This is a genomic window from Halogeometricum borinquense DSM 11551, from assembly GCF_000172995.2.
Lineage (GTDB): Archaea > Halobacteriota > Halobacteria > Halobacteriales > Haloferacaceae > Halogeometricum > Halogeometricum borinquense.
Genome location: NC_014729.1, coordinates 2,531,890 through 2,558,620, shown reverse-complemented (window position 1 = coordinate 2,558,620; position 26,731 = coordinate 2,531,890). Strand labels below are relative to the sequence as shown.

The 26,731-nt window shown below is 62.1% G+C and carries 22 protein-coding genes; 5 read left to right on the top strand and 17 right to left on the bottom strand.

Annotated features, from left to right (window positions below):
• Positions 1–235: 235 nt before the first annotated feature.
• The 4 genes from HBOR_RS12885 to arcD all read right to left on the bottom strand — a co-directional run bounded on the left by HBOR_RS12885 (position 236) and on the right by arcD (position 4,330).
• Complete coding sequence (locus HBOR_RS12885; RefSeq protein WP_006056320.1) at positions 236–1,303, bottom strand: hybrid sensor histidine kinase/response regulator; 1,068 nt, start codon at positions 1,301–1,303, stop codon at positions 236–238.
• Between the two features lie 111 nt (positions 1,304–1,414).
• Complete coding sequence (locus HBOR_RS12880) at positions 1,415–1,843, bottom strand: CopG family ribbon-helix-helix protein (protein ID WP_006056321.1); 429 nt, start codon at positions 1,841–1,843, stop codon at positions 1,415–1,417.
• Positions 1,844–2,003: 160 nt separating this feature from the next.
• Complete coding sequence (locus HBOR_RS12875) at positions 2,004–2,717, bottom strand: DUF6663 family protein (RefSeq protein ID WP_006056322.1); 714 nt, start codon at positions 2,715–2,717, stop codon at positions 2,004–2,006.
• Positions 2,718–2,800: 83 nt separating this feature from the next.
• A complete protein-coding gene (arcD, locus tag HBOR_RS12870; protein WP_006056323.1) occupies positions 2,801–4,330 on the bottom strand; it encodes an arginine/ornithine antiporter ArcD in 1,530 nt (509 codons plus the stop codon).
• A gap of 154 nt (positions 4,331–4,484) precedes the next feature.
• Between arcD and HBOR_RS12865 the strand changes: the two genes are divergently transcribed.
• Complete coding sequence (locus tag HBOR_RS12865) at positions 4,485–5,669, top strand: sensor histidine kinase (RefSeq protein WP_006056324.1); 1,185 nt, start codon at positions 4,485–4,487, stop codon at positions 5,667–5,669.
• Here the strand turns inward: HBOR_RS12865 and HBOR_RS12860 are convergent.
• From HBOR_RS12860 to HBOR_RS12830, 7 genes are all read right to left on the bottom strand, one after another.
• Positions 5,637–7,040: a dihydrolipoyl dehydrogenase family protein gene (locus tag HBOR_RS12860; RefSeq protein ID WP_006056325.1), complete on the bottom strand. Its 1,404-nt coding sequence runs from the start codon at positions 7,038–7,040 to the stop codon at positions 5,637–5,639. The two genes, HBOR_RS12865 and HBOR_RS12860, sit on opposite strands and share 33 nt — an antisense overlap.
• 75 nt (positions 7,041–7,115) lie before the next feature.
• The gene (locus tag HBOR_RS12855; protein ID WP_241432415.1) at positions 7,116–8,402 is read right to left on the bottom strand and encodes a PGF-CTERM sorting domain-containing protein; all 1,287 of its coding nucleotides are present in this window, start codon (positions 8,400–8,402) and stop codon (positions 7,116–7,118) included.
• A 158-nt stretch (positions 8,403–8,560) separates the two neighbouring features.
• Positions 8,561–9,520 carry a bifunctional 2-dehydro-3-deoxygluconokinase/2-dehydro-3-deoxygalactonokinase gene (gene kdgK1, locus HBOR_RS12850; RefSeq protein WP_006056327.1) on the bottom strand — a complete coding sequence of 320 codons (960 nt, stop codon included), beginning with the start codon at positions 9,518–9,520 and terminating at the stop codon, positions 8,561–8,563.
• Between the two features lie 83 nt (positions 9,521–9,603).
• Positions 9,604–11,967, bottom strand: coding sequence for a DNA mismatch repair endonuclease MutL (mutL, locus tag HBOR_RS12845; RefSeq protein WP_006056328.1), 2,364 nt, complete (start codon positions 11,965–11,967; stop codon positions 9,604–9,606).
• Positions 11,964–12,368: an NUDIX hydrolase gene (locus HBOR_RS12840; protein ID WP_006056329.1), complete on the bottom strand. Its 405-nt coding sequence runs from the start codon at positions 12,366–12,368 to the stop codon at positions 11,964–11,966. The genes mutL and HBOR_RS12840 overlap by 4 nt, the downstream gene beginning before the upstream one ends.
• Positions 12,361–15,132: a DNA mismatch repair protein MutS gene (mutS, locus tag HBOR_RS12835; protein WP_006056330.1), complete on the bottom strand. Its 2,772-nt coding sequence runs from the start codon at positions 15,130–15,132 to the stop codon at positions 12,361–12,363. The genes HBOR_RS12840 and mutS overlap by 8 nt, the downstream gene beginning before the upstream one ends.
• A 240-nt stretch (positions 15,133–15,372) precedes the next feature.
• Positions 15,373–17,025 (bottom strand): NADH-quinone oxidoreductase subunit D, encoded by a 1,653-nt coding sequence (locus tag HBOR_RS12830; RefSeq protein WP_006056331.1) that lies wholly within the window; start codon positions 17,023–17,025, stop codon positions 15,373–15,375.
• An 83-nt stretch (positions 17,026–17,108) separates the two neighbouring features.
• Here HBOR_RS12830 and HBOR_RS12825 point away from each other — a divergent pair, with 83 nt between their 5' ends.
• Both HBOR_RS12825 and HBOR_RS12820 read left to right on the top strand, forming a co-directional pair.
• Entirely contained in the window at positions 17,109–17,786 is a 678-nt protein-coding gene (locus HBOR_RS12825) for a helix-turn-helix domain-containing protein (RefSeq protein WP_241432416.1), read from the top strand.
• Between the two features lie 152 nt (positions 17,787–17,938).
• On the top strand, positions 17,939–19,588 hold the full coding sequence (locus HBOR_RS12820) for a methyl-accepting chemotaxis protein (protein WP_006056333.1): 1,650 nt from the start codon (positions 17,939–17,941) through the stop codon (positions 19,586–19,588).
• Between the two features lie 59 nt (positions 19,589–19,647).
• Here the strand turns inward: HBOR_RS12820 and ubaA are convergent, their stop codons facing one another.
• Positions 19,648–20,457: an SAMP-activating enzyme E1 gene (gene ubaA, locus HBOR_RS12815; protein WP_006056334.1), complete on the bottom strand. Its 810-nt coding sequence runs from the start codon at positions 20,455–20,457 to the stop codon at positions 19,648–19,650.
• A gap of 192 nt (positions 20,458–20,649) precedes the next feature.
• On the opposite strand from ubaA, the gene HBOR_RS12810 reads away from it, so the two are divergent.
• Positions 20,650–20,970: a rhodanese-like domain-containing protein gene (locus HBOR_RS12810; RefSeq protein WP_006056335.1), complete on the top strand. Its 321-nt coding sequence runs from the start codon at positions 20,650–20,652 to the stop codon at positions 20,968–20,970.
• A gap of 60 nt (positions 20,971–21,030) precedes the next feature.
• Complete coding sequence (locus tag HBOR_RS12805) at positions 21,031–21,843, top strand: CPBP family intramembrane glutamic endopeptidase (RefSeq protein ID WP_006056336.1); 813 nt, start codon at positions 21,031–21,033, stop codon at positions 21,841–21,843.
• Between the two features lie 133 nt (positions 21,844–21,976).
• Here HBOR_RS12805 and HBOR_RS12800 read toward each other — a convergent pair whose 3' ends face one another.
• The 5 genes from HBOR_RS12800 to HBOR_RS12780 form a co-directional block, all read right to left on the bottom strand.
• Positions 21,977–22,567 (bottom strand): 50S ribosomal protein L15e, encoded by a 591-nt coding sequence (locus HBOR_RS12800; RefSeq protein WP_006056337.1) that lies wholly within the window; start codon positions 22,565–22,567, stop codon positions 21,977–21,979.
• Between the two features lie 170 nt (positions 22,568–22,737).
• Complete coding sequence (locus tag HBOR_RS12795) at positions 22,738–23,235, bottom strand: cupin domain-containing protein (protein WP_006056338.1); 498 nt, start codon at positions 23,233–23,235, stop codon at positions 22,738–22,740.
• Between the two features lie 116 nt (positions 23,236–23,351).
• Entirely contained in the window at positions 23,352–24,434 is a 1,083-nt protein-coding gene (locus HBOR_RS12790) for a sugar ABC transporter permease (RefSeq protein WP_006056339.1), read from the bottom strand.
• Positions 24,431–25,396 (bottom strand): carbohydrate ABC transporter permease, encoded by a 966-nt coding sequence (locus tag HBOR_RS12785; RefSeq protein ID WP_013440683.1) that lies wholly within the window; start codon positions 25,394–25,396, stop codon positions 24,431–24,433. Before HBOR_RS12785 ends, HBOR_RS12790 begins: the two co-directional genes overlap by 4 nt.
• Before the next feature lie 7 nt (positions 25,397–25,403).
• Complete coding sequence (locus HBOR_RS12780) at positions 25,404–26,690, bottom strand: extracellular solute-binding protein (protein ID WP_013440682.1); 1,287 nt, start codon at positions 26,688–26,690, stop codon at positions 25,404–25,406.
• Positions 26,691–26,731 lie beyond the last annotated feature (41 nt).

Genomic DNA, 26,731 nt, shown 5'->3' with positions numbered 1-26,731 from the left:
CGCAAAGGAGCGTGACGCACGGCGGAACCAAAACGGAAGGGATGGATGGGGGGGATAGGTCGATGAGGTCGCGTTGGTTCCGCCGCACCGAAGCCACTACCGTGCCCGACGACGTGGTGACGCTTCGCGGTGTAGTGCGTGTCCCGCAGGACCGGCGCCGTCGGCAATTCCTCGTTCTCGTGAGACGTAAAAAACTCTTGGCTAACCCCGAAGTGCGGGGGCACTTACCTGTGGGTTAGTCCACGACGCGGAGTTCAACGACGAACACTGCGCCGTCGTCTTCGACCCAGACATCACCGCCGTAGGCATCGACCAGTGTCTCCACGAGAAACACGCTGATATCAGTGTCCGGACTGCCGAGTTCCGCATTATTGAACGCGGCCTCTCGCCGTGCATCGGCGGCTCCAGAGTCGTCGGTGACGCGGACTTGGACGACATCTCCGGCGCGCTCGGCCGAGATGTGAACCGATGGATCATCGCCGCTCTGATGTGAGAGCGCGTCGTTCAGGAGGTTCCGGAAGACCGCACTGAGAAGCGAGTTCGCGGCGACGTGACACGGCGGCACTGACCCGAGTTCGATAGTCGCTTCAGGGTACGTCTCACGTCGGTCCTGAACCGTTCCGTGGAGGACGCCGTTGAGGTACGTCGGTTCGATCTCGTCTGCGCCGTCACCGACGATCATCTCTACCGCATCGCGGGCAACGTCGGTCAGTTCCAGTGTTTTCCGCCCGTTGTCGAGGATCCGTTCGAGAACTTCCTCGCCGTCTTCGGTCACGGAGTTGCGCAGGATATCAGCCCATCCGACGATGACTGACAGGTCGTTTCTGATGTCGTGTGTCAGTACGCGGGTTAGCTTCTCCAACTGTGTTGCCGCCTCCGCCGTTCGCTCGATCCGTTGTGACTCTCTGCCGTCGGCCATGGCCGCCTCGATACGCCGCCGCAGTGCTGTCGCCTCGTCGTCCTCTACGTTGCTGTTCTCCGTCTCGTCGGAGACAACGTAATCCGTGGCTCCGGCACGCAGAGCGTCGCGTGCCACCGTCTCGTCGCCCATGGCGGTGTACACGATGATCGGCAGTGTTGGGTGTGAGTCGCGGAGTTCGGCTGTCAGTTCGACGCCGTCTCTCGTTGCCAACACGTAGTTGCACACGACGCAATCGTATGCACCGCTGTCAAGCCTTGCTTCCGGTAGCTCTCCCACGCGCTCTCCCTCGAACTGTGCTTCGTCCCCACCGATGTTGTCTTCCGGCACCGCCGCCGGGTCGTCGTCTCCCGCGACGAAAAGCACCCGCGCCCGTCTGTCCATGTAAGATACATACTGATGGATAACAAAAACTCCCACACTCTCCTCGTGATAGCTCGGTGCGACAGAAGAGTGACCGCTCGAAGCCGTATACCGACGGCGGATCGCAGAACCTTACTCTTCCGCTGCGATGGCCGTGAAGTCATCGACGGGCATCACCGAGTAATCCACGCTGAGGGTGTCTCTCGTCGCGCGGATTTTCCCGACGAACGTGGATATATCGGCTAGTTCGCCTTCGAGGACGAACAGTTCCATGCAGTAGTGTTCGCCGACGTGACTGTGAAAGTTCGAGGCGACGAATCCCTCGTACTCGTGGCGAAGCTTCATCATCCGTTCTTCGACGCTGGTCGTCTCGTAGTCGAAGACAACGGTGACGACAGCCATCAGTTTCCGGTCTTCGAGACGCTTGTCCTCGAACTCGCCGAGGAGGTTCCGTGCCGCCTCGCGGACGACTTCGCTTCGGCCCGTGTAGCCGTGTTCGCCGGCGAAGTTGTCGATGCGCTCTAACAGTTCTTCCGGCATGGAGACGCTGACAACGGTCATGTATTAACGAATCGTCGGTAGTATATTAAACACTATTATTCCGTTCTCGGGCGTCTTAGCGGTCGGTGAGCGTCGTTTCAGCTATGTCTGGCTCAGATGTAGTGTCTCGACGCTTCAGATGCACGTGTCCTGAAGCCTCGGACGTACCTGTCCCGAAGCCTCAGACGTACGTGTCCCGAACGGTCTTCGCCAGCATCCCGTCGCGGTCGAAGACGATGTAGACGACGATGAACGGTTCGTCGGTGGGGCGCATCACAAACACTGCGCGCGGCTGTTCTGGCTCCGGCGGTACGTCGATGCGGTCGCTCTCACCGCTCTCACTGCACTCCGTAGAACGGTGATCCGCTGGCTGGTCCATCAGCGTACTGTTTTCGTGGCCGTCAACGCGGCGGATGAGCGGCTCAAGCGGCATTATCCCGTTGCGGAACTCCGAGAACAGATCGCGTGCGCCAGACTGTTTTGCGAAGACGTACAGCGCACCGTTCGGGTCGCCGTCGGTGCTGCGTGTCACGCGGGCGTTCATCCCTTCGTTCTCGGCTTCTGCGACCATCCACGTACTCTTGGCCGCCTCGAACATCCCAGTGACGCCGTCGGCGAAAGTGAACGTCGTCTCGGCGACAACGGACAGCGTGTCGAAGCGCGGAGTTCCGTCGTGCCATGTCAGGTCGGCGTCAACGACGTTGCCCGCGTCAATCGACCCGACTGCGGCCGCGAGTCCATCGTCGTACCCAGTCGCGTCCACGTACGTCGGTGCGAACGCCTCTTCGGGGTCGGCATCGTCCATGCCATCCGCCGGAAGCTCGACGAGAAGGAGTTCCTCGGGGTCGCGCGGCCGCCCGAGAACGCGGTATCGACCCGCAGTGGTCAGGTCCATATGCTCTCTATCGAACGAATCGAGAAAAGCCGGGCGGTTCGCGGTCGGTGGGTGACCCCCGGAGAGTCGCTAGCGGTTCGCTGTTAGTCGTCGCCGAGCGATTCGACAGCGCCCTTGATTCCGACCGTCGTGTCCTCGGACTGCGTCGTGATGCGCCATCCCGTCACACCCATGAGGATGAGGATGGTCGGCGAGAAGAAGCCGAGGAAGTAGAACGGCGCGTAGCCATCGAGACACCACGCACCCGAACAGACGGGAACGTCGAGAACCGACACCATGTAGACCCCGCCCGCGTTCCACGGTATGAGTGCGCTCGTCGTCGTTCCGGCGGCTTCGACGGCACGCGAGAGGTTGCGGCTGTCGAGGTCGAAGTCGTCGTACAGGCCGCGGAGGCTCATGCCGGGGACGACGATACTCATGTACTGTTCGGCCGCGAGAATGTTCATCCCGAACGCTGACAACGCCGTCCCCGCGGTCAGGCTCCCGACGCTGTGCAGCGACTCGCCGATGTGGTACGCGATGACCGCCAGCACGCCCGTCCGTTCGAGAATCCCACCTAAGGCGAGTGCGGCGACAACGACGGTGATGGTCCACGACGACCCGATGAGACCTTCGGTAAAGAGCAGATTATTGACAATCTCTGAGCCCGTCTTGAATTCGGCTGCGAGCCCTGCCCCCGAGCCGGCTGCCGTTCCAGACTGTGCGACTTCCATCGCACGGACGAAGCCCTCGATGGAGATCGGTCCCTGAACGAAAATCTGCGTCGCCACACCCGCGAACACGCCCGACGTGATGGCTGGTAGGGCTGGATAGCCGCGAAGTGCGAGTGCAAACGTCAACACGAGGGGAGCGAACGTCAGCGGCGAGACGGTGTACGTCCCCGAGATGGCAGTCTGAATCTCGGCGATTCGTCCCGGCGGAATGTTCCCCGTCGCGGTGAGTCCGAGATACGTGTACAGGGCCAGCGAGAGGAGCATCGCGATCCCCGTTCCGACGCGCATCGTCCGAACGTGCGTCATGAGATCGGTGTTCGTCACCGCTGCGGCGAGATTCGTCGTGTCCGAGAGCGGCGACACCTTGTCACCAGTGTACGCGCCCGTCAGAACTGCACCCGCCGTCATCGGTTCGGGGATGCCCAGCCCAGTCCCGATACCGATAAACGCGACACCGAGTGTCCCCGCCGTGGTCCACGACGATCCGATGGCGAAGGCGACAACAGCCGCGAGAATCGTCGCTATGGGGAGGAATATGCTCGGTGAAAGCAGCTCTAACCCGTAGTAGATGAGCGACGGAATCGTGCCCGCGCCCGTCCACGTCGAGATGAGCATGTAGATGACGAAGATAATGAGTATCGCCTGCATCCCCATCCGCAGACCGTCAACGATACCCTCGTACATCTTCGCCCACGTCGTGCCGTACCAGTACCGGCCGACAATACCGGTGAACGCGATGCCGAATAACAGTGGTAACTGCGGGTCGAGATCCAGTGCAATTGCACCGACGCTGAGAAAGACGAGCATCCCGAAAACAGGGACGAGAGCGGCCCGAAATGAGGGACGCTCGTCCTCGGGGATGTCCCCGTATGTCAGCGGTTCAAACGATAGTGTCGCCATTACGAGGTCGGGTATGCAACTAGCGCATTTACATCCGTCGGCTTGATGCACCATAGGCATCCATTACCGTGGTGATGACTCACACCATACTGAATTGCTGACAGTGTTGTAGTCGAAAGCGTCATGAATAATGACGTGCCATCCTGCATATTCAATGTCGTCCCTCCGTCGATGGCTCCGGGATGGTCGGTGGCTCTGGGCTTTCGGCAGTGGATTTTTTCTCTGGCACTTCGGTCATCTTCTTCACCATCCGTCGGTTCTCGATACGCTGTCGACGGCTGTCTTCAGCGTCCTCGGCCCGATCAGTGCGTCGGGTGCTGTCCTCGCGGTAGGTGTCGCGTTGGGACGACAGTGGGGTACTGCGTCGCTTCGGCACATCGGACGATGGGTGGCTGTCGGTGCCGTCGCCTCCGCGTTCTTGGGTGTCTTGACAGTCATCTATTTCCGACTAAACGGCGTCGTGCTGCCCGAACAGGCCCACTTCGTGTCGAATGTGACGACGGGTGGGACGGTCGCTGGCTCTCTCGTCGGCGTCTACGATGCTCGTGCGGCGCGTGTCTCTAATCGCCTCCGCCACGAACGCCGCCGAGTCAGCCTGCTGAATCAACGGCTCCACGTCTTGAACCGCGTTCTCCGACACGACCTCCGGAACGACGTGAACGTCGTCCACGGATACGCTTCGCTCTTAGCCGACTTCCCTGACCCGGTGGTATCAGAACGGGGGGAGATCATCCGCGAGAAATCGGAAGCACTCATCTCCCTCAGCGAACGCGCGAGACACCTCCAACAGCTCTTGGAGGGCGAACAGATCGATACTGAAACTGACCTTGGGACTGTCGTCTCGCGCCGCCTCGAAGCGTTCAAACGAGAGTATCCCGCTGCGAAGGTCAACGTAGACGTGCCCGATCGTGCGCCGGTCGGTCCGGTTCCCCTCCTTGGCGTGGTCGTCGAACTGCTGGCCGAGAACGCCGTCATCCACAACGACCGGGACGAACCGCTCGTGTCAGTTCGTGTTCGAACCGACGACGACCACGTTATCCTCCGCGTCGCCGACAACGGTCCAGGTATTCCAGAGACCGAACGCGCCGTCTTCGAGTCGGGGACGGAAACACCGCTCCGCCACTCTGAGGGTCTCGGTCTCTGGGTCGTCGAGTGGGCGGTTAACGAAGCGGGCGGCGACCTCGACTTCCGCAACCGGGAGGTCGGAACGGTCGTTTCCGTCACGCTCCCCCGAACGGATTCGGAGATACGCGACGATGCGGGATCAGTTCTCGACGTCACCGCTGACTCGGATCATCTCGACGCCTCACTCCAGTCGTTCCGCGGCGGACCGGAGTAGTCCGTCGAGTATCTCCGGCGTCGTCGGGTGGTACGCGCGGTCCGGTATCTTTCGGACATCCATCTCGTTCTCGACCGCCACCTGCATCGTCTTCGCCATCACGTCCGCGTGGTAGTGGAGACCCTGAAACCCGAGAACCGCTCCATCAGTCCCAACGACGAGCGTTGCCCGGCCCCGCGGGGCCAGTTTCGTCTTGAACACGCCATCGTCGGACGCCTCGCGGTGGACTGCCACGTAGTTGAGACCGGCTTCCTCGGCGGAGCTCACCGAGTGGCCGACACGAGCGTACGGGTACACGCTCGCACCCGAGAAGATGACGTGGTGATGGATGTTTTCGTACGTCCGGTGTTCGCCACCGTTCACGTCCGCGAGGATGTTTTCTGCGGCGACGTGCCCTTGCTCTTTGGCGACGTGCAGGATCGGTTCTTTCCCGTTCGCGTCGCCGACGACGTACACGTTGTCGTCGGCGCGCGTCTGCATCGTGTTCCGAACCCACTCCTCGCCCGTGGGAGTGATGCCTGCCGCCTCCAGTTCGAGACCGTCTAGCGTCGGGCGGCGGCCGGTGAACAGGAACAACGCTTCGGCGTCGATTGCATCCTCTCCGTCTGGTCCCTCGACGTGCAATCGAACCCCATCGTCGGTGCGTTCGACTCGCCGTTCTCTCGTCTCAGTACGTATCTCGACGCCGAACTCCTCACGGTACATCGACAGGATCTCGTCGCCATACTCCGGGTCACCCTCGTCTACGGGTCGTTCGTCGTGTTCGATGACGGTGAGGTCAACGCCCGCTTCGGAGAGGTACGGGACGAGTTCCAACCCGATGTAGCCGAAGCCCATCACGACGCCCGAATCGGGGAGCGTTGTCGCGTCCAACACGTCCGCACTGGTGTTGTAGTCTACATCGCCGATGCCCGGCAGGTCAGGAATGTTCAGTGACGATCCGGTGGCGACGACGACGTAGTCGGCTTCGATTCGCTCGTCGCCGACGAGGAGCGTTCGGTCGTCCACGAACCGCGCTGTCTCGTGGCGGAACGCCACGCCTTCGCGTTCTTCCATCCGGTGGACGGCGGTGCGTCGATGCGAGGCGAAGTTCGAGGTGTGTTCGTTCTTCGTTTCTACCACCGCTTCGAGGTCCATCTCCGGTGGCTCCCCGACGAGACGGTGGTCGTGACGCATCTGGTAGCGGTGTGCGGCAGTCGATAGCACCTCTTTGGAGGGCATACATCCGCGGAGGATACAGAGACCGCCGCCGGGTTCGCCGTCGTCTACGAGCGTGAGGCGGTCTATCTCTGCCCCGACGTGTTCGACGAGTCGGTCTGCGACGGCGACCCCCGCGCTTCCGTATGCGCCGACAATGGCTACGTGTGTCATACTACTGTTGCCGGCGGCGAAAAGAATAGTCGTTCGGGCGTTTGTGCGCAGTCGGCGGTAGACCGCTACGACGGTCTACTGTCGCCGTGCGATGAGCAGCGCGCTCCCGGCGAGTGCGACGAGAGCGGCCGTCACGCCGAATCCGGGCGTCGAGGATTCGGTGGTTTCCGATCCGTGTTCGGTTGCCGACTCGTTCTCGGTCGCTGACGTATCGTCGCTCGTCGTCGCGGTGGAGTCCGTGTCGGTTTCCGTCTCAGTATCGGTGCTTTCGGTTGCGGTCGTGTTGGTCTCGGTTTCCGTACTTTCAGTCGCCGTCTCCGTCGTGGTTGACTCGTTGTCGGCGGACTGCATCGTCACCTTCCGCTCGGAGAAGTGGTTGAGTGCGACGTAGACATCCGTTTCGGCGTCGGCATCAGCACTGCCGTCTGCGATCATGTAGGCCGACTGGTTACCGCCGTCTGCAGCGGTGCGGAGTTCGCTCGTGGACTCGACTTCGGCGGCCGCTTGGCCGTCTACAGTCACTTCGAGCGAGTCGCTCGCGTTCAGCGCTTTCTCGGAGACGCTCGTGAGGACGACTGCGCCCTCGCTGACAGCGCGTTCGACGGTGATGTTCACGGTTTCAGTGGACTGCTCGGTGACGTTCACCGTCGTGTTGGAACCGTAGTGGACGACTTCCGACGAGCGGTTGTCGCCTTCGTCCGTCACGTAGACTTCAGCCGTAGCCGTTCCGTTTGCGACGAGACGCTCGGCTTCGCGGTCGTTCTCGGTGCGTTCCTCGTTTTCGCCGTAGCTACGGAAGACGACGCGGCCGTCAGATTCGACACGGGCGGAGACATCGCCATCGTCGTTCTTCGCAACCGAGGCGTTGCCGACGGCGATGAAGACGCCGGTGGTGTTGCCGTTCTCGACGACGACGCGAGCCTCACCGTCTTCGGTGACGGTCGCTTCCTCGCTCACGTTCGCGCGGACGACCTGCGACTCAGTACCGGTGACGACGAGGTTTCCGTTCGGCGTGTCGTGTGCGGTCAGCGTTGCGCCGCTCTCGGTGGTGACGTCGGCGCTCGCTTCGGCCGTCGCTGAGATGGAGAGAGACGAGCCAGCGATGTCGGTTTCGGTCGAGACAGATGCATCAACGTCGATGCCGGTATCGCCGCTGGATTCGGCGGACTCGACGCGGAGCGAGTCGAGCATCATCGTGCCGCCGACGGAGTAGTTCGTCACGGCGTTTGACTCCGTGTCGAATTCGACGTGTGTTCCAGTGTATGCGGAGGACTGTGCGTCTGCTGCTGCTGCGGCCCCCGTTGCGGGGACTGCGGCAGCGATGACAAGTGTCGCTGCCATCAGCGCGATTATACGTTTCATTACAACCTCCTGCTAATGAACGTCCGTATGGAGTATCTTTCGATTAAGACATATATTCATTAAAATTCATATATTATAGCAAAAATATCACAGAAGGATCATTTACGGCCGCTCATCGGGTTCCTACTGGTATCACGTCAACAATATCCGGATGGACATCACCGTGAGATGCCGCCTGTTTCTTCTTCGACGACGGCCTCGACTTCTTCGGGTGTGACGACGGCTAAGTCGCCGTCGATGGTCCGCTTCAGCGATGCCGTGGCCGCGCCGTACGCGAGTGATTCGGGCACGTCGCCGCCGTCGAGTCGGCGTGCGAGGAACCCGCCGACGAAGGCGTCGCCCGTTCCGATGGCGTCGAAGGTGTCGGCGTCGTAGACGCCCTGTTCGTACACCTTCCCGTCGTGGAGGGCCAGCGACCCCTTCTCGCTCAGCGTGACGATGACCGTCTCGAAGTCGTACTCGTCGGCCAGTTCGCGCGCCACGTCGGCAGGCTCACCGCGCTTGCCGAGACACGTCTCGATGTCGCGTTCGGCTCCGATAAGCACGTCCACGTTCGGGAGTAGTGTCTCGTATCCCGCCTTCGCCTCCGCTGGCGTCCAGAGTTTCGACCGGTAGTTCAGGTCGAACGCAGTGGTCGTCCCCGCTTCCTGCGCCGTCTCTAGCAACGTCGCGGTCGTCTCGGCGAGCGTCGCAGAGAGCGCGGGCGTGATGCCGCTGGTGTAGAACACGTCTGCCGCTCGAACCGCGTCCTGTGGCAACTCGCCGGGCGTTGTCGTCGTGACGGCGGCGTCGGATCGGTCGTAGATGACGTTCGTTCCGCGCGGACTGCCACCGGGTTCGAGGTAGTACGTTCCCATTCGCGTCTCCCCGGAATCGTCCCACGCGACGTCCGTCTCGACGCCGTGGCTCTGCAGTTCCGAGATAACCCGACGGCCGAGCGGCGAGTCGGGTAGTTTCGAGAGCCAGACGGCATTCGACCCCAGTCTGGAGGCCGCGACGGCGACGTTGCTTTCTGCACCGCCCGCCTGCACGTCGAGCGTTCGGGTTCGCTCCAAGCGGTCGCCGCGTGGCGGCGAGAGGCGCAGCATCGTCTCCCCGAAGGTCACGATGTCGGTCATATCTTCCCGTTCTTCGAGATGACATATAAGTCCGGTCAGTCCGGCAGTACTGTACTCGCTTCCCTGAGGATCAGCGCAGCGAACTACTCCGACCGACGGCCGCCGTGGCCGGGATAGTCTCGCTCGAACCGGTCTTCTATCTCGTCGCGGTCGAACTCGATGACGACCGGGCGACCGTGCGGGCACGCATACGGATTTTCGCAGTCGTCCAACGCCGACAGGAGGTCGAGAACGGACCCCTCGGTCAACGAGGTGTTACCCGTTACGGACGGGTAGCACGCGAGATCCGCGAGGAGTTCGTCGGCCACGGCGTCTACCGTCTCACGGCCGCCGTCCTCGCCCTCGCTGACGAACGCGGTCAGCGCGTCGCGCAGGAGTTCGGGCCGAAGCGCCTCCGCGAACACGGCCGGAACGCTCCGCACTTCGACGGTTCGCTCGCCGGTCCGTCCGGCGTGGAATCCGGTCTGTGCGAGGGCGTCTTGGTACTCCTCGAACAGGGCCGCCTCGCGCGCGGTGAGTTCCATCTCGACGGGGTCGGCCAACGCCTGCGTCGTCACGTCGCCTGCGAGTTCTCGCTGGAGGCGTTCGTAGTTCACCCGCTCGTCGGCCGCGTGTTGGTCGATGAGGACCATCCCGTCGGCTGTCTCCGCGACGATGTACGTGTCTAAGAGTTGTCCGAGGACGCGCATCGACGGGAGCGTATCGAACTCGGGTGACAGCGTCGCCTCGTCGCCGCCGAGGTCACGCTGAACCGTCGGTGCGCCGAGTCGTCTCGGGGCTGTCGTCTCTGCCGTACTGGCCGTTTCTGAACGGCCGGCAGTCACTTCAGCGGAGTCGTGGTCCTCGTCGGACACCCCACTCAGTGACGCCTGCGTCGGGTTCGCTGTTCTTGTTTCCGCCTTCGCTTCCGGCGCTTCTCCCGTCCGCGAAGTCTGCATGTCGGTGTCCTCATCCGACTTGTCCTTCGAACTCGGTGTCTCCGGCGCACGTGACGGGCGCGAACGCGTCCGACCGGCCGAGACGGACCACGCCTCGTCGCTGGTCACGCCTTGTGAGGTGTCGGCCGCCTCGCTCGACGTTTCCCCCGTGTTTTCGGCCGATTCGTCGGGCGTCTCTGTCGTCGCGTCACCTGTCGGCCTCGGTGCTGCCGCGTCTCCTGTCCTGTCCGAGTGCGCTGATTCCGCATTTGGTGTCGAACGCGCCGATTCCGTCCCCGAAGTCGCCGAACGCGGTGAGTCCGAGACAGTCGGAGACGACCCGCTTCGGCTTCGCCCGTCCGACTGCGATGGTTGCGGACTGTGTCCTTTCCCGCCGCGCGCTTCTGCCGTCGGCGATTCGGGTGCGGGTTCCACCTCGTCGGGTGCGGACCGGCCGCGTGGGGCCGACGAGCGAATCAATCCTTGCTCTAAGAGGGCGGATTCGACGGCGGACTCGACGGCGCTCTTTACACCTGATTCGTCGTCGAATCTGACCTCCATCTTGCGCGGGTGGACGTTCACGTCCACCGTGTTCGGCGGCACGTCCACGAACAGGACGGCGAACGGATAGCGGTCGGTAGCGAGTTGCCCGCCGTAGGCGTCCAAGACGGCTTCGCGCAGAACGCGTGCGGTCACGTAGCGGTCGTTGACGAACGTCGAGAGGTAATCGCGTGCGCTCCGCGTCGTCTCGGGATGGCTGACGAGTCCCGTTACCGACGCAACCGGGCCGTCGTCGGGTTCGTGTTCGACGCGAGTCATCGACTCCGCGACTTCCCGGCCGTACACCGACAGCACCGTCGATTCTAGACTGCCCCGCCCCTCGGTGGCGAACACCTCTCTGTCGTCGTGTTCCAACGAGATAGCCACCTCGGGGTTGGCGAGCGCGTACTGCGTCACGACGGTGTTCACGTGATCGAACTCCGTCGCGGTCGTCTTCAGGAACTTCTTCCGCGCGGGCGTGTTGTAGAACAGGTCTTCGACTTCGACGACGGTCCCTTCTGGACACCCCGCGGGACGGACGTCCGTTACCTCGCCGCCCTCGACGCGGAGTTCGGTCCCGGCATCGTTGCCGGGCGCATCCGACCCGCGTCCGGTGTCGCCGCCGCGCGGTTTCGACCGGACGGTGAGTCGGGAGACGGCACTGATGGTGTGGAGCGCTTCGCCGCGGAATCCGAGCGTACCGACGCCTGACTCTAAGTCGTTGATGTCCGAAATCTTACTCGTCGTGTGTTCTTCGACGGCCATCTGTAGGTCCTCGCGGTCCATGCCGACGCCGTCGTCGCGGACGCGGACGCCTTCCGTTCCGCCCGAATCGACGGCCACGGAGATGCGGTTCGCGTCGGCGTCGAGGCTGTTCTCGACGAGTTCTTTGACGACCGATGCGGGTCGTTCGACCACTTCCCCCGCGGCGATCCGATTTATGGTCTGATCGTCGAGCGCGCGGATGGTCGGTCGGTCGTCGTCGGTCACTCCTCGCGCACCTCCGAGGCGTTGTTCACCGCCGTTGCCTGCGGTTCGCTCAGGCGGTCTTCGGCCGACTGTGGCGAGACCCATTCGTATTCGATGTGTTCGTGACTCAGCGATACAGTCTGCTCCGTTACCGTGCCGTAGTAGTAGACACCGAACCGGCCGTCATCGTCGTCGTTTCGCCACGCGATGGCGTGAACTGGCTGGCCGAGTTCGACGTTCAATCCGGTCTCTTCGGCAATCTCGCGTTGCACTCCCTCGCTTGCGTCCTCGTAGGCACCGAGTCGGCCGCCGGGGAGTTCCCACCCTTCGTCCGTCGTTCGCCGCACGACGAGGACGTCGCCGTCCGGCGCGAAGAGTACTCCGCGAAGGCTCACCGTCGCCCGGAGTGGTTTCTCAGTCATTGTCTGAAAGTCGGCGCTGCCACTCTTGTACTTTCGCCATGATGTCAAGTGGCGCGTTCGAGTTCACGTCCGTCTCGCGAAGTTCGTCGAGGATTTCGTCGGCTTCGGGGTCGGTCGCTCTGCTTGCATCTCTTCCGGCGGTTGACTCGCCGTTCGCGGCGTGCTGTGACTGCTGAGCGGCGGCGACTCCGCTCTCACGTTGGTCGGCGCTGGCTGCCTGCCCGTCCGCCGTCTGTCCGTCTACTATCTGCCCGTCCGTCGTCTGCCCACTTCCCGCCTGCCCGCTTGACTCGCCAGAACTGAACTCTCCTGACGAGAGGTCGAACACGGCTTGAACGGGTTTGTCGCTTTCGCCGCCTTTTGCCTCGATGGCCTTCTCCTCGCGCAGTTTCTCCAGCACGTTGTCGGCACGCGAGACGACTGGTTTCGGGACGCCTGCCAAATCTGCGACGTGAATCCCGTAGGACCGGTCGGTCGGTCCATCCTGAACCGTTCGGAGGAACGTCACGTCTCCGTCGCGTTCCTCGGCGGCGACGTGGACGTTTGCCACCCGGTCGAGATGGTCGGCCAGCGAGGTGAGTTCGTGATAGTGGGTGGCAAAGAGCGTCTTCGCACGAACTTCGTTGTGCAAGTACTCCGTCGCCGCCCACGCGATAGAGATGCCGTCGTAGGTTGCCGTTCCGCGGCCAACCTCGTCCAAGATGACGAGCGAATCCTCCGTCGCAGAGTGAAGGATGTTCGATAGCTCTTGCATCTCGACCATGAACGTCGAACGGCCCTGCGCGAGTTCGTCCAGTGCGCCGACACGCGTATAAATTCCATCAACGACGCCGATTTCGGCCGATCGAGCGGGGACGAAGCTTCCGACCTGTGCGAGCAGGACGATAAGTGCGGCCTGCCGCATGTACGTCGATTTCCCGCTCATGTTCGGCCCGGTGACGATGAGGAAGCCGCGCTCGTCATCCATGTACAGGTCGTTCGGGACGAACTCGGTCGTTCGCTCCACGACGGGGTGTCGTCCCGCTTCGATGCGGACCGGTCCGGGGTCCGTAAGTGTCGGACGTGTCCAGTCGTTTCCGGCGGCGTGCGTGGCGAGTGAGGACAGCACGTCTATCTCGGCGAGAACGCGACCAACGTCTTGGAGCAGTTCGGCGTGTGCAGCGACCCGCTCGCGGAGTTCGCAGAACAGTTCGTACTCCAATTCGCCGCGAGACTCTTCGAGTCGGAGGATTTCGCGCTCTCGCTCCTCTAACTCCTCAGTGACGAACCGCTTTGAGTTCTTTAGCGTCTTTATCTCGCGGTAGTGTTCGGGCACTTGATCTGCGACGGACTTACCGACTTGAATGTAGTAGCCGTCCGTCTTGTTTCGGTCCACTGTGACGTGCGAGAGACTGTGTTGGCGCTTTTCGCGGTCCGCGAGCGTGTCTATCCAGCGCTGTGCCTCTTCGTGGCTGTCGATGAGTTCGTCGAGTTCGTCGTCGTACCCGTGCTTGAACAGCCCCCCTTGCCGAACCGTCTTAGGCGGGTCGTCCGCGAGCGCGTCGGCCAGTTCGTCGTGAAGCGCGGCGGCGGCCTCGCGGTCCGGTCGCGCCACGACATCCGAAAGCGGCGACTCCGAGAGCGGACTCTCCTCGATTGCCTCCGCGACGGCCGGAAGGACGGCGAGCGTGTCGCGGACGGAGAGCAGGTCTGACGCGCCCGCGCTCCCCGAGGCAGCGCGCGCCGCGAGGCGTTCGAGGTCGTACACGCCGTCCAGCGTGTCTCGCACGCGCTCACGCGAGAGCGCTTCCCGGGCCAACGCCGTGACGGCGTCGAGACGCCGCTCCAGTTCTGCTCTGTCTCTCCGTGGTCGAGTGAGCCATTCGCGGAGGAGACGGCCGCCGGGACTCGTCACCGTGTGGTCGATGGCGTCCACGAGCGTTCCATCCGTCTCGCCGTGCATCGTCTCGGTCAGTTCGAGGTTTCGCTGCGTCGTCGCGTCGAGTTCGAGGTGGTCGCGCGTCTCGTACGTCTGCAGGCGCGTCATCGACTGGAGGACGCCCGTTCCCGTCTCCTCGACATATCGGAGGACTGCACCCGCGGCGCGGACGGCGAGGTCCGAATTCAGTCCGACGCTCTCCAGCGTCTCCCGGCCGAACTGGTCGCGCACGACGTGTTTTGCCCGTCCGGGTGCGAACGCGTCGGCCTCGAACAACGAGAGTGACGCGTCCGTGTCTTGCCGCAAGCGAGAGAGAAAGTCGTCGTCGCCGCGGACAGTCGGGCCGGGCAGAATCTCGACCGGCGAGAAGCGGTACAGTTCCGAATAGGCGGCGTCGGCGTCGTCGGTTTCGGTGACGAAGAACTGTCCGGTGGTCACGTCCGCGAAGGCGAGGCCGACGCCTTCGTCGTCGTCCGGAGCGACCATCGAAGCGATATAACGGGCGTCGGCGTCCGTTGTTTCCAGCAACGTTCCCGGCGTAGCGACGCGCGTAATCTTCCGATAATGTCCGTCCTCGCCGTCGAACTGGTCTGCGACGGCGACGCGATAGCCGCGTTCGACGAGGACTTTCAGATAGGGCGTGAGGTCGTCCACGGGAACGCCAGCCATCGGATACGACGACCCGTGTGAGGACTTTTGGGACACTTTCAAATCGAGTTCCTCGGCGACGAACTCCGCGTCGTCCCCGAAGAACTCGTAGAAGTCACCGCACTGCATCGTCAGCACGTCCGCGTCGGTTTCGGACTTCAAAGAGAGGAATTCCCCGACAATTCCCTGCGAGGTCATACACCTACGTCGGCAGTCCGGGCGATAAAACGCTGTGGTCTATGGGGCGCTGTGGTTTGCGTTTCGCTCCGGACGAACGTTTAAATCAGAAGCCGAGGCCAGACGGCCCGTGACCTAACCGACGCCGCGGGCGGTCACGCGGAGTGCGGCACGCCCGTCCGTGACTATGAGCGTCGCAATCGCTCGACAGTGCCGCCAGTTCGCCACATCGAGACTGTTTTCGACAGCCGCTTTGCTGACTCAGCGGTCTACTTCGCCCATGATCGTGTCGAGACTCCCCAGCGACGCGATCAAGTCCGGTATCAACCCGCCTTCGGCTATCTCCGGAAGCGCCTGCAAGTTCGAGAACGACGGCCCTCGGATCTTGAAGCGTGCGGGCTTTTCGGTTCCGTCCGAGCGGATGTAGATCCCGAGTTCACCCTTGGCACCTTCGACGGCGCGGTACACTTCGGTGTCGTCGTCCGGACGGATCGTCCGCGGGACGTTCGACTGGATGGTACGGTCGTCTTCGGGCCAGTCGGCGAGGAGTTCCGCACACTGTTCGACGATCCGCGCGGACTCCTCGATCTCGCGCATACGGACGAGCAGACGACTGAAGTTGTCGCCGTCGGGTTCAGTGACGACGTTCCAGTCGAGTTCGTTGTAGTAGCCGTAGGGATCGTCGCGGCGGAGGTCGTACTCGATGCCTGACCCGCGTGCAACGGGACCCGTGCAGCCGTAGGACTTGGCAACCTCCGCCGGCAGGATACCAGTATCGACCGACCGGAGTTGGAGTACCTCATTTCCGGTTAGCAGATCGTGGTACTCCGCTAACTTCTGTGGAAGGCCGTCAACGAAGTTGTACACCTTCTCGAAGAACTCCTCGCGGGGTTCCGGTAGATCCCAAACGACGCCGCCGAGACGGAAGTAGTTGAACATCAGTCGCTGGCCGGTCACGTCTTCTAAGATGTTCTGTATCTGCTCTCGGTCGCGTATCGCGTACATGAACGTCGCCGTGAAATCGCCCGTCACGTCGAGAGCGTACGCACCGATGGAGAGAAAGTGCGAGAGCATCCGCGAGAGTTCCGCGGTCATCGTCCGAATCACCTGCGCATACTCCGGCACGTCGATGTCCGCGAGCGTCTCGGCGGTGCGGGCGTACGCCCACTCGTTCAACAGGCCTCCGCCGCCCCAGTCCCAGCGGTCGGGGTACGGCATGATCTGGTGTCGGTACGTCTTCGATTGGCACATCTGCTCTTCGCACCGGTGGATGTAGCCGATTTCCGGATCGAGATCGACGACGTGTTCGCCGTCCAGCGTTACCTTGAGGTGGAGGACACCGTGCGTTGCCGGGTGGTGCGGTCCGACGTTGAGAAACAGCGTGTCGCCGTCGCGGCTGTCGTCTTCGATCGGGTTGGCGTGTTCTCGATACGGGACGATTTGTGGTCGGTCTTGGTCGTAGTCGCGCGAGAGGGGATGTCCTTGCCACGTTTCGGGAAGAAGAATGCGCCGCAGATCGGGATGGTCGTCGTACTCGATGCCGACGAGGTCGTACGCCTCGCGCTCGTGCCACCCCGCCGTCTCGAACACCGGTGCGCCCGACTCGCTGACCGGTGCGTTCGAAGGTGTCGGAACGACGATGCTCACCTCGTCCGTCGGATCGTCGTACGACTTCATGTGATAGATCGTTTCGTAGCGGTCCTCGTACTCCTGTGCGGTCACACACGAGAGATGGTCAAATCCCGCCTCGTCGCGCAGTCGTCGCAGCGTCTCTTGTACGTTGTCGGGCCGAACGACGAACCCGGGGGCGTGTACGTGGTCGTCGCGGCTGAGCAGAAGATCCGAGAGAAGTGTATCGAGTCCGTCAGTCCCCGCTTCGTCGGCGAGTTCACGGCTTCGCGTGTCGAGACTCATATCTTCGAATTCGCTCAGCCAATGATCGCTATTTTGCCGCACTCGTGAGGGGCTTTTTATTCTTAGACTGAACAGTCCCGTTTGTGAAGTCGATTCGTGCCCGTCTGACTCTTCCCGATTCACTTATTCATCCGATGCACGCTTTCGTCGCCGAAACGCCTGGATTCCGACGAACGAGCCTTCTTCACGGCAATCCGTTAGTCGATGATCGGAACACGTTCCTCTTTCACGTTGATGGCGACGACCCGGAGACGTACACCGACGCCCTCGAAGCGTCGCCTTCGATTCTGGACTACGAAATCTCCCAGACTGACGACCGTCCCGGCTTCTACCTCGCCGTTCAGGAAGGCGACTTCGAGGCTGACGCTGGACTCTCTAACGCCTTTCTCGGAACCGGCGTCGTCGTCGTCTCACCGATCATCTTCCGTGAGGATCGGTCTGTTGACCTCTCGCTTGTCGGGACGGCGGAGGCACTCACTGATGCGTTCGAAAGCCTGCCGCCGAGTATCGAAGCTGATGTGCGAGAGATTCACGAGTACGACGGACGCGTCGCCGACCCGGCGGCAGCACTCTCACCACGGCAACGTGACGCACTTGTCGTTGCGGTCGAACTGGGATACTACGGTAATCCACGAGAAGCATCTGTCTCTGCGGTGGCCGACCGACTCGACTGCTCGACTGGTACGGCGGCCGAACACCTACGGAAAGCGGAAGCGGCGGTCTTCAGACGCATCGTCCGAGACGGACCGGCCCGGTGGTGACGACTCCTACTGAGACGCCGTATCGAAGATCCGATACTCTGTCCGGTCTTCGTACTTGGTTCTCAGCCGATGCTGTCGCAATATTCTCCAATAATATCAGTATTGAAAACCAGCGGGATACAGTTATCAGTTTTGTTGCCAAAAAAGAGATAATGCCTAACTCGTTGCTCACCAGACTCGTGGACGCGCTCCCGGTGGGCGGCGGCGACCGTCCCCAACCCGATGGTGGCGTTACGTCCGGACATACCGAGACAGTCTCCGGAGTCGCCCGCTCGCTCGACAGTTCACAGATTTTGGAAGGAGTCGGCGCACCGACGTTCATTCTCAACGACGAGGGGACCGTCGTCGCGTGGAACAAGCAGATAGAACGTCTCACCGCGGTTCCTGCGTCAGTGGCAGTCGGATCCGAGCATGCCAGCGAGGCGTTTTATCCCGACGGCCGGCGCGCGAAAACGCTCGCGGACAAGGTACTCGAAGCCCCCAGCAACGCCGATAAGACGTTCGGCGTCGCCACGACCGGTGACGGTGGCTTCGAGGATAGTAGTACGATGGTGACTGGTGACGGCGTCGAACGCCACATTCGCTTCGTCGCCAAACCCATCTTCGAGGGCGACGAGGTTGTCGCCGTTGTCGAGACGATATACGACCGGACGGATGTCGTCGCACGCGAGCAAGCGTCAGTGCAACTCATCGACGAACTGCTCGATACCGTCGGCGCACTTGCCAACGGCGACCTGTCGGCGCGCATCGAGTTCGAGGACGAGAGCGGACGCTTGCCCGAGGAGGCGCTGTCCGTCGTTCCCGAGTTCAACGCCATGGCCGAACGGTTCGAGCGATTGGCAGACGAAGTAGACCAGAAGGCGGTCCACCTCGGCAAGGCAATCGAACGTGCGGCCGACGCCGCGATGCGCATCGAGTCACAGGTCACAGACCAGAGCGAACTACTCGATAAGGGGGCAGACGAGATGCAGGACCTCTCTGCGAGCATGGAAGAGATTGCGGCAACGTCGGACCAAGTCGCCAGTTCCGCAGCGCAGGCACAGACGGCCGCCGAGAGCGCCCGCGGGGCGGGTGAATCCGTCCGTTCGGCCACGGACAACGTCATCGACATCTCGGATGACTTGCTCGATAGCGTCATTGAACTCCAAGAGCGTATGGGTTCCATCGAGGAAGTCGTCGAGGTCATCGCGGAAGTCGCAGACCGGACCAACCTGTTAGCGCTCAACGCCAACATCGAGGCGGCCCGCGCTGGCGAGGCCGGCGAGGGATTCTCCGTCGTCGCCGACGAAGTGAAACAACTCGCTAATCAGACGCACGAACACACCGAGGAAATCGCCCAGAGCATCGAGCAGATACAAGAACAGGCCGACGAGACGGTGATGGCCTCCGAACAGTCCCACGAGCAGATTCAGGTCGCTTCCGGCGAAATCGAGGACGTGCTTGCCTCGCTCGAAGAAATCGCGCAGGCGACGGACGCCGCCGCAGACGGTATCGGTGAAGTCGCGCGCGCGACGGACAGTCAGGCGACGAACATCGAAGAGGTCACCACGACCATCCAGACTGCACAGTCGCATGCGTTTGACGCGCGCGATGCGTCCACCGAAATCACCGACGCGACAGCCGACCAGACGATGGCACTCGACGAACTCACCGACCGCGTCGCCCGCCTCTGTGGCGGCAACGTGGAAGCGACGTTCGAGGCTGGGCAGATTGATATCGGAACCGGGGACGATGCTGGCGACGCTGGTTCGAGTCGCACTGAAATCACGCGGACGGACGGCGGTCTCGACGTAGACCGGTAATCCGGATCAAGACGGCGCGTCCACGCCGGTGAGCTTCTCGGTGTCTGTCTCTCTTGTCGTCAGTCCAGGGAGACCGCGCAGGCGTCGGTGTACTCCACGTCCGCGACGGAGTCGATTGGGTCGTCGCCGCAGACCGGGCAGTCGGAATTCCGTCGGTAGGGAACCGTCTCGAACGTCATATCCATCGCATCGTAGAACAGGAGGCGACCGACCAGCGGATCGCCTTCGTCGAGGACGAGTTTCACGGCTTCTGTCGCTTGGATACAGCCCACGGTCCCGGGGAGAACGCCGAGTACCCCCGTCGTCGCACAGTCCGGAACGGTTCCGGGTTCGGGCGCTTCGGGGAACAGACAGCGGTAACACGGCCCGTCGGGCGTCAACGTCGTCACCTGTCCTTCGAACTTGTATATCGCGCCGTGAGCGACTGGAATCTCGTTGATTCGGCAGAAGTCGTTGACGAGGTAGCGCGTCGGGAAGTTATCCGAGGCGTCAACGACCACGTCGTAGTCTGCGAGTACCCCGACGTTTTCTTTCTCCAGTCGGGTTTCGTACGTCTCGACGGTCACGTCGGGATTGAGTCCGTGGACGAACGCGGCGGCACTCTCGACTTTCGGCGTCCCGACATCGTCGTCGCGGTGGACGACCTGTCGTTGGAGGTTACTCCGCTCGACGACATCGTCGTCTACGATACCGAGGTGTCCGACGCCCGCGGCGGCGAGGTACTGGATGACCGGCGACCCGAGGCCGCCCGCCCCAACCACCAACACGGATGCGTCGAGGAGGCGCTTCTGTCCCGGCGGTCCCACCTCGTCCATGATGATGTGTCTGGAGTAGCGGTCCAGTTGCGTGGCGTCGAGTGAGAGGGACATACCCGACGTTGGTCGTTGCCGCGAATAAATCCGCGCTCCTCGACTGGCAACGTTTCCCCAGTCGGTGTCAGGAAACGTCCGGCTTGCCGCCGTCTCGTAACCCCAGTTCGTTCGCCGGAGTCGTTCACGACGAATCGTGTGGGAGGGGAACAAATCGAAGACGGTTTGAGACGCCGCCTGTCACCACCGAACATGGTGACGGAGACGGACCCGGAAACGCTGGTGGCGAAACTCGAAGACGATGACTCCGAGACGACTGTTGTGGATATCCGAGACCCGTCGTCGTACGCCGCCGGCCACATCGAGGGAGCGGTGAACCTTCCTGCCTCGCGTCTCTCACTTTCGACAGTCGATACCGATTGGGGCGATGACGTTGTCGTCGCGTGTTATGTGGGTCAGAGTTCTCGGCGCGTCGCGTCGTTGCTCGACTCACACCTCGATGCCGACGTGTCCAGTCTCCGCGGCGGGTTCGACGCGTGGGATGGACCCACAGATTCGGGATACGACGTATAACCCTGCGGCGGCCCGTTCTAAGCGCCGGGCTTATTTCGCTCCCGTGTGACTGCTTGTCAGATGGTGCGGGCCAGCGCTCCCGGGACGACATCCACTACACGGCGTCAGTACACACGTCGAGTCAGCGCGCTCTTTGCGCTCGGATTCGCCGGTATCGCGTCGTTCGGCGTTACGCTCGTTGCCACGGGGTTGCTTCCGCCCACGCCCGACCTCTCGCCGGTTATGGTTTTTATCCTCTCGCTTCTCATGCCGACAGTGTTTCTCGCTATCGCCGTCTTCGTTGGGGTATTTGCCGCGTCTCGCGTCGGTTTACGTTCGCTCGTCGCCGAACGCGTGGCCGGTGGCGATCCGATCACGCCCGAACTTCGCCAGTCGGGGCCTCGGGCACTCGCCGCCGGTATCGCCGTCGGATTCGTTCTCGCCGCCTTCGACGTGACGTTCTCACCACTCGGTGCGGTTCCGGCATCAGCGACGGGGACACCGACCGTCGTCGATATCCTCGGTTCCGCGCCCGTTCGGTTTCTCTACGGCGGACTGACTGAGGAACTCTTGCTTCGGTGGGGGCTGATGTCGTTTCTCGCGTGGGTTGGATGGCGTGCCGCGGGCGGTATTAGGCGGCCGGGTTCTGACGTGATGTGGCCCGCAATCGTCCTCACGTCCGTCGTATTCGGAATTGTTCACCTCCCGGCGCTTGCAGGACTCGCCTCGCTCTCTTTCGCTACGATGATTCGAACGGTGCTTTTGAACAGCATCGGCGGCATCGTCTACGGGTGGTTCTTCTGGCGCTGGCATCTCGAAGCGGCGATGCTCGCTCACGCCGGGACGCACGTTGCCTTCCTTTCGCTATCGGTGCTCGGATTCCTGCTGCTGTGACCCGCAGGGCGCTGACGGTCGCTGTCGGGTTGTGTCCGTCGTCGCCACTTGTCGGTCCATCGTCGCCAAGTCGTGTCCGCCGTTGCCACTCGTCGGTCCGGCGTCGAAAGAAAAATCGAGGGTTTCTGTCGGCTTACTTGCCGCGGCGACGGTCGCCTCGGATGCTCGGGCGCGTGTGCTCGGAGCCTTTGCCCCGAGTGGTTAGTCCACGGTTGGACTTGCCCGCGTTCGTCAGGCCACGGAAGGTGCGACCCTTGTGGTCGTCGCTGCAGATCCAGTTGAGGTCATCGTCGCTCTCGATGGCGGGGTGTTCGGGGTCCACCATGATGATCTCGTGCCACTTCTGGGAGCCGTCCTCACCGACCCAGTAGGAGTTGAGCACGCGCAGGTTCGGGTACTTGCGTGCGGCGCGTTCCTCTGCGATGCGCTGGATGCTCTTGCGGCGACCGATGCGGTTGACACCCTGACGCTTCGTCCGGCGACCGGCCTTGAAGCGCTGTTTTCGCGCCCCACCCTTACGGACGGAAACGCGAGCCACGACGATGCCCTGTTTGGCTTTGTAGCCGAGTTCACGGGCCTTGTCGAGGCGCGTCGGACGGTCGATGCGGACGATAGCGCCTTCGTCGCGCCAGTCCTGTTTTCGCTGCCACTGCAGTTCGCCGAGTTTCCCGTCGCCGGGGTTTTTCCACGCGTCTTTGATGTGGGAGTAGAAGCTTCGTGCCATTGGTTTCACCACGGGCGCTTGTGATTCGGAGCGCGTTCGACGCCCTCCACATTTCGTCCCGAGTTCTCGGGTGCCCGCTGGCGTCCCGTCCGGCCAGCGAGTTACCGACTCTTCCCTCGGTTCGCCTTTAACGACTTCGAATCTGCCGGCACGTGTCTCGGCGTTCCAGCCTACAGGTCGAACGGCGGCGGGCCGAGTATCTCCACGTCGGAGTTCTCTACGAACGTATCGAGGCGGTCACGTTCGGCGTCGTCGGGACCGTCGGTCGGAACCGTCACTTCGTCTACGCTCGTCCCGACTGCGCCGAACAACGATTTGTTTCCCGGCGTCCGTAAGACGAGGTATCTGGTCCCGTCGGCGGCGATTCGGAGTGCGTGCGGGACGTTCTGTGGGGCAAAAGCCGTATCGCCCGGTTCCGCCGATAACAGTTCGCCATCGATGAACAGTTCCATTTCACCGTCGAGAACGTACCAGAGTTCGTCGTCCGAACGGTGAACGTGCAGCGGCGTCACGACCCGATTTTCGTCTCCCCGCCGTTCGACTAGGTTGAACGATCCGTCGGTCTCGTCCGCGGTCGCCTTCAGTAACGCCAGTCCGCCGAGTGCATGGTACGTATCTCCCTCGTCTACCGCCTTGACGAACGGCTCAGCCGTCGGTTCTTCGCTCACAGCTCTCCCACCATTTCGTTTCACTGATGGGTTCTCGGCTGATATATATCGATAGGCCTGCAACAATCGTCGCTCGCCGTTCGCGCGCACGCGAAGGACATAACGGAATATCCTTGTCAGCCTTCCATCCCGCTGAACGACAGGCCGCCTTCGATGTACCGCTGCGCGAAGAAGTACACCAGCATGAGCGGTGAGGCGAACACGAGTGCGAACGCCGAGAACCGCGCCCACGGGATCGAGTACTCATCGACGAGCGAGTACAGACCGACCGGGAGCGTGTAGTTTTCCGTCCCCAGTAGGGTCTGTGCGACGACGAACTCCGTCCAGCCCGTGAGGAAGGTGAAGATGAACACCGTCGCCAGTCCGGCGGCCGAGAGCGGTAGAATAACTTCGGTGACGACGCGCCACGGCGGTGCACCGTCTACCACGGCCGCCTCCTCGTAGGAGACTGGAATGCCGTCCATGTACGTCTTCAGTAGCCACGTGTTGAACGGTACCGCCGTCGCCGCGTAGTAGACGGCGAGTGCGAGTTTACTGTTGTTCAGTCCAACCTGCACGTACACCGTATACAGGCCGATGAGAAGCGCGATTCCGAGGCCGCCGCCCACCTGCGTCAACAGCACGTAGGTGAACAGAATCTTGCGCCGGAAGATGAACTTACGGCGCGAGAGCGCGTACGACGCCGGAATGATGAGACACATGGCGATGATGACGGTCGGTATCGATACCGTGAGGCTGTTCCAGAAGAACTGCTTGAAGTTCGACGGCCGGTCGATACCGTAGTTCGAAACGTCGAGAAACACCAGTTCGGGCGTGTTGAACACCACTGCGAGGTCCGTGAACGGGAGGTTCACAGAGATGGTGTATCCCGGGACGATGAGGTCGCCGATGACCCACAGGAACGGCTTCAACGACGGATTCTGCGGAAGCAGCGACAGGCCGTTCGTCGAGTAGATGGACCCGCCGGACCCCGACAGTGCGGACATGAGTATCCAGTAGACGGGAAAGAGGAGCAACGCCACAACGACGAGTGCGCCCATCGTCGCACCGAGGGTTTTCAGTGGCTCTACAGGCGAGGTTTCGCCGCGAGCGATGCTGTGTGCAGTGTACGCTGTGTCGCGTCCGATTTCGATGGGCGTGTAGACGGCGCTCGTTACATCGTCTGCGATTTTGTCGATGACACCGCGAATGAGGCTCACGACTCGCTCACCCCGTCTGCGAGTCGGCCTTTCTTCACGTTCAACCACATGAACGCGCCGATAAAGGCAACGGCGAGGAGGCTGATTGCCGCACCCTCACCGTACTGCGAGAACGTGAACGCCTCGCGGTAGCCGTAGACGACGATGAGTTCGTTCGCTCGTGCGGGCCCGCCTTGATTGAAGACGTACGGGATGAGAAACGCTTGAAAAGACGCCGCGGCGGTCAGAATCGACGCGAACATCACCGGCCGCTTAATTGCGGGGAGCGTAACGTGCAGAAAGCGCGAAACGTAGCCTGCACCGTCCACCATCGCGGCTTCGTGGAGTTCTTCGGGAACGTCTTGGAGTGCGCTCACAGTGATGAGTACCATGAACGGATACGCCAGCCAGACTTCCGTGACGTTGTAGGCGAGAAACGCCGTCCACCGCTGTGATAGCCACGCGACCGACTCGAAGCCGATTTCTCTGAGGATCTGATTCGCCAACCCGAACTCTGCGGTACTGAAGATACCGCGCCAGACGGTGACGACGAAGATGGCCGGAAGCCCCATCGGGATGATGATGAGCGAACGCAGGAACCGCTTGCCGCGGACGCGGTCGCTCGTGACCACGAGGGCGATACCGACGCTGAACGCGATTTTCGCGGTGACGCTCGTGCCGACGAACAGCCACGTTACGCCGAAAGAGTTCCAAAAGGCCGGATCGGTAAGCGCCGAGACGTAGTTCTGCAGGCCGACGAACTCGGCCTGTCCGAACGTCAGCACGTCGAGCGCGGTCTCTCCGGCGAACAGATTTGCAGGACGCGCGTTCGTAAACGAGATTCCGACGAGGTACAGCACCGGAAACAGCATAAACGCCGAGAAGACGAACAGCCCCGGCAAGACGAGCAGTAGGGACGTGTCCTCTTTGTCGAGAAACGGCACATCTGCTATCCGGGTAGCGACGCGGGAGGCGGTGCTCATAACGTGGTCACTCCCAGTTGCTACGGACCGTCTTTGCCGCCTCGTCCATCGCCGTCGCCACGTCCGCGTCGCCGTTGAACGCCTTCGTCAGGGCGTCTTTGACGGGTGTCCAGACCGCGTTCATCTTCGGGTGCGCGGGCATCGGAACGCCTTGCTGGACAGCCTGTGAGAACCCCTGAACGGCGTCCGGCAGTTCGTCGCTCGTGGCGATGCGTTCGAGGACGGGCACCGCTCCCTGCTCTTTGGCGTTGCGAAGGAGGATGTCCTCGTTCGTCGTGTACCACTCGATGAAGTCGAGCGCCGCTTGTGTCGATGCGTTGTCCGCTTCCATCGCCTTCGAGAAGTACCACATCGTGATCCCCGTGTACGGGGTCGGCTTGCCGCCTTCGGGCGCGGGAAGTTTACTGACGCCGTAGTCGATTCCCTTCTCGTTGAGCGTGCTGAGATACCATGGGCCGTTGATGGCGAGCGGTGCGTTCCCTTCCGCGAACGCGGCGGCCTGCGGGCCGTACGTCGGGTCGTTCGGCATGTATGGAACGAGATTGTCGAGAGCGAACTGGAAGCCTTTGACCGTCGCATCGATGTTGATGCCGAGTTGCGTCTCTTTCTCGTGGTCGAAGTAGTAACCGCCGAACGCTTGTGCCCACGCGCTGACGAAGTAGCCGTCGAACGGGCAGCTAAGCCCATACATCCCGCTTTCGGGGTCGTGATACTCCTCCATCACCGACTTCATTTCCGACACCGTCTCGGGTGCGGAATCGACCATCTCGGTGTTGTAGATCAGCGCCACCGTCTCCGCGGAGTGTGGGAGGCCGATTGTCGCGCCGTCGAACTGTATCGCCTCGGTCGCCCCGTCGGTGAAGGTGTCGAGACTCACAGAGAGCGCGTCGCTCTTGTCCACGACGAAGTTACGCTGGTAGTAATCTCCGCCCCAATCGTGCGCCCACTCGAACGTCGTCGGACCTTGACCGGCCGGAATCGCCGAGGTGGTCTTCTTCTTTAGATTTGAGATGTCTGATCCGTCGAGCGTGTGCTTCGTCTGGTCGTTGAACGTTTGAAGTGCCTCTTCACGGAGTGGGACCTCCGTGTCTGAAAGCTGGTACCAGGCCTTTGCGGTACCTGCTGGACCGGACGACTCCATCTCGGTTGCCTTCGAGTTGCCGCCTTCGGTCGCCCCCGAATCCGATTGTGTCGATTGCTCGTTCTGCTTTTGTACGCCGACACAGCCTGCGAGCGCGCCGATGACGCCAACGCCACCGAGGTGCTTCAGCACCGATCTGCGGTCCATTGTCATGGATGAATATGGGATGAATTAGTAGTTCACGACTTAAATCA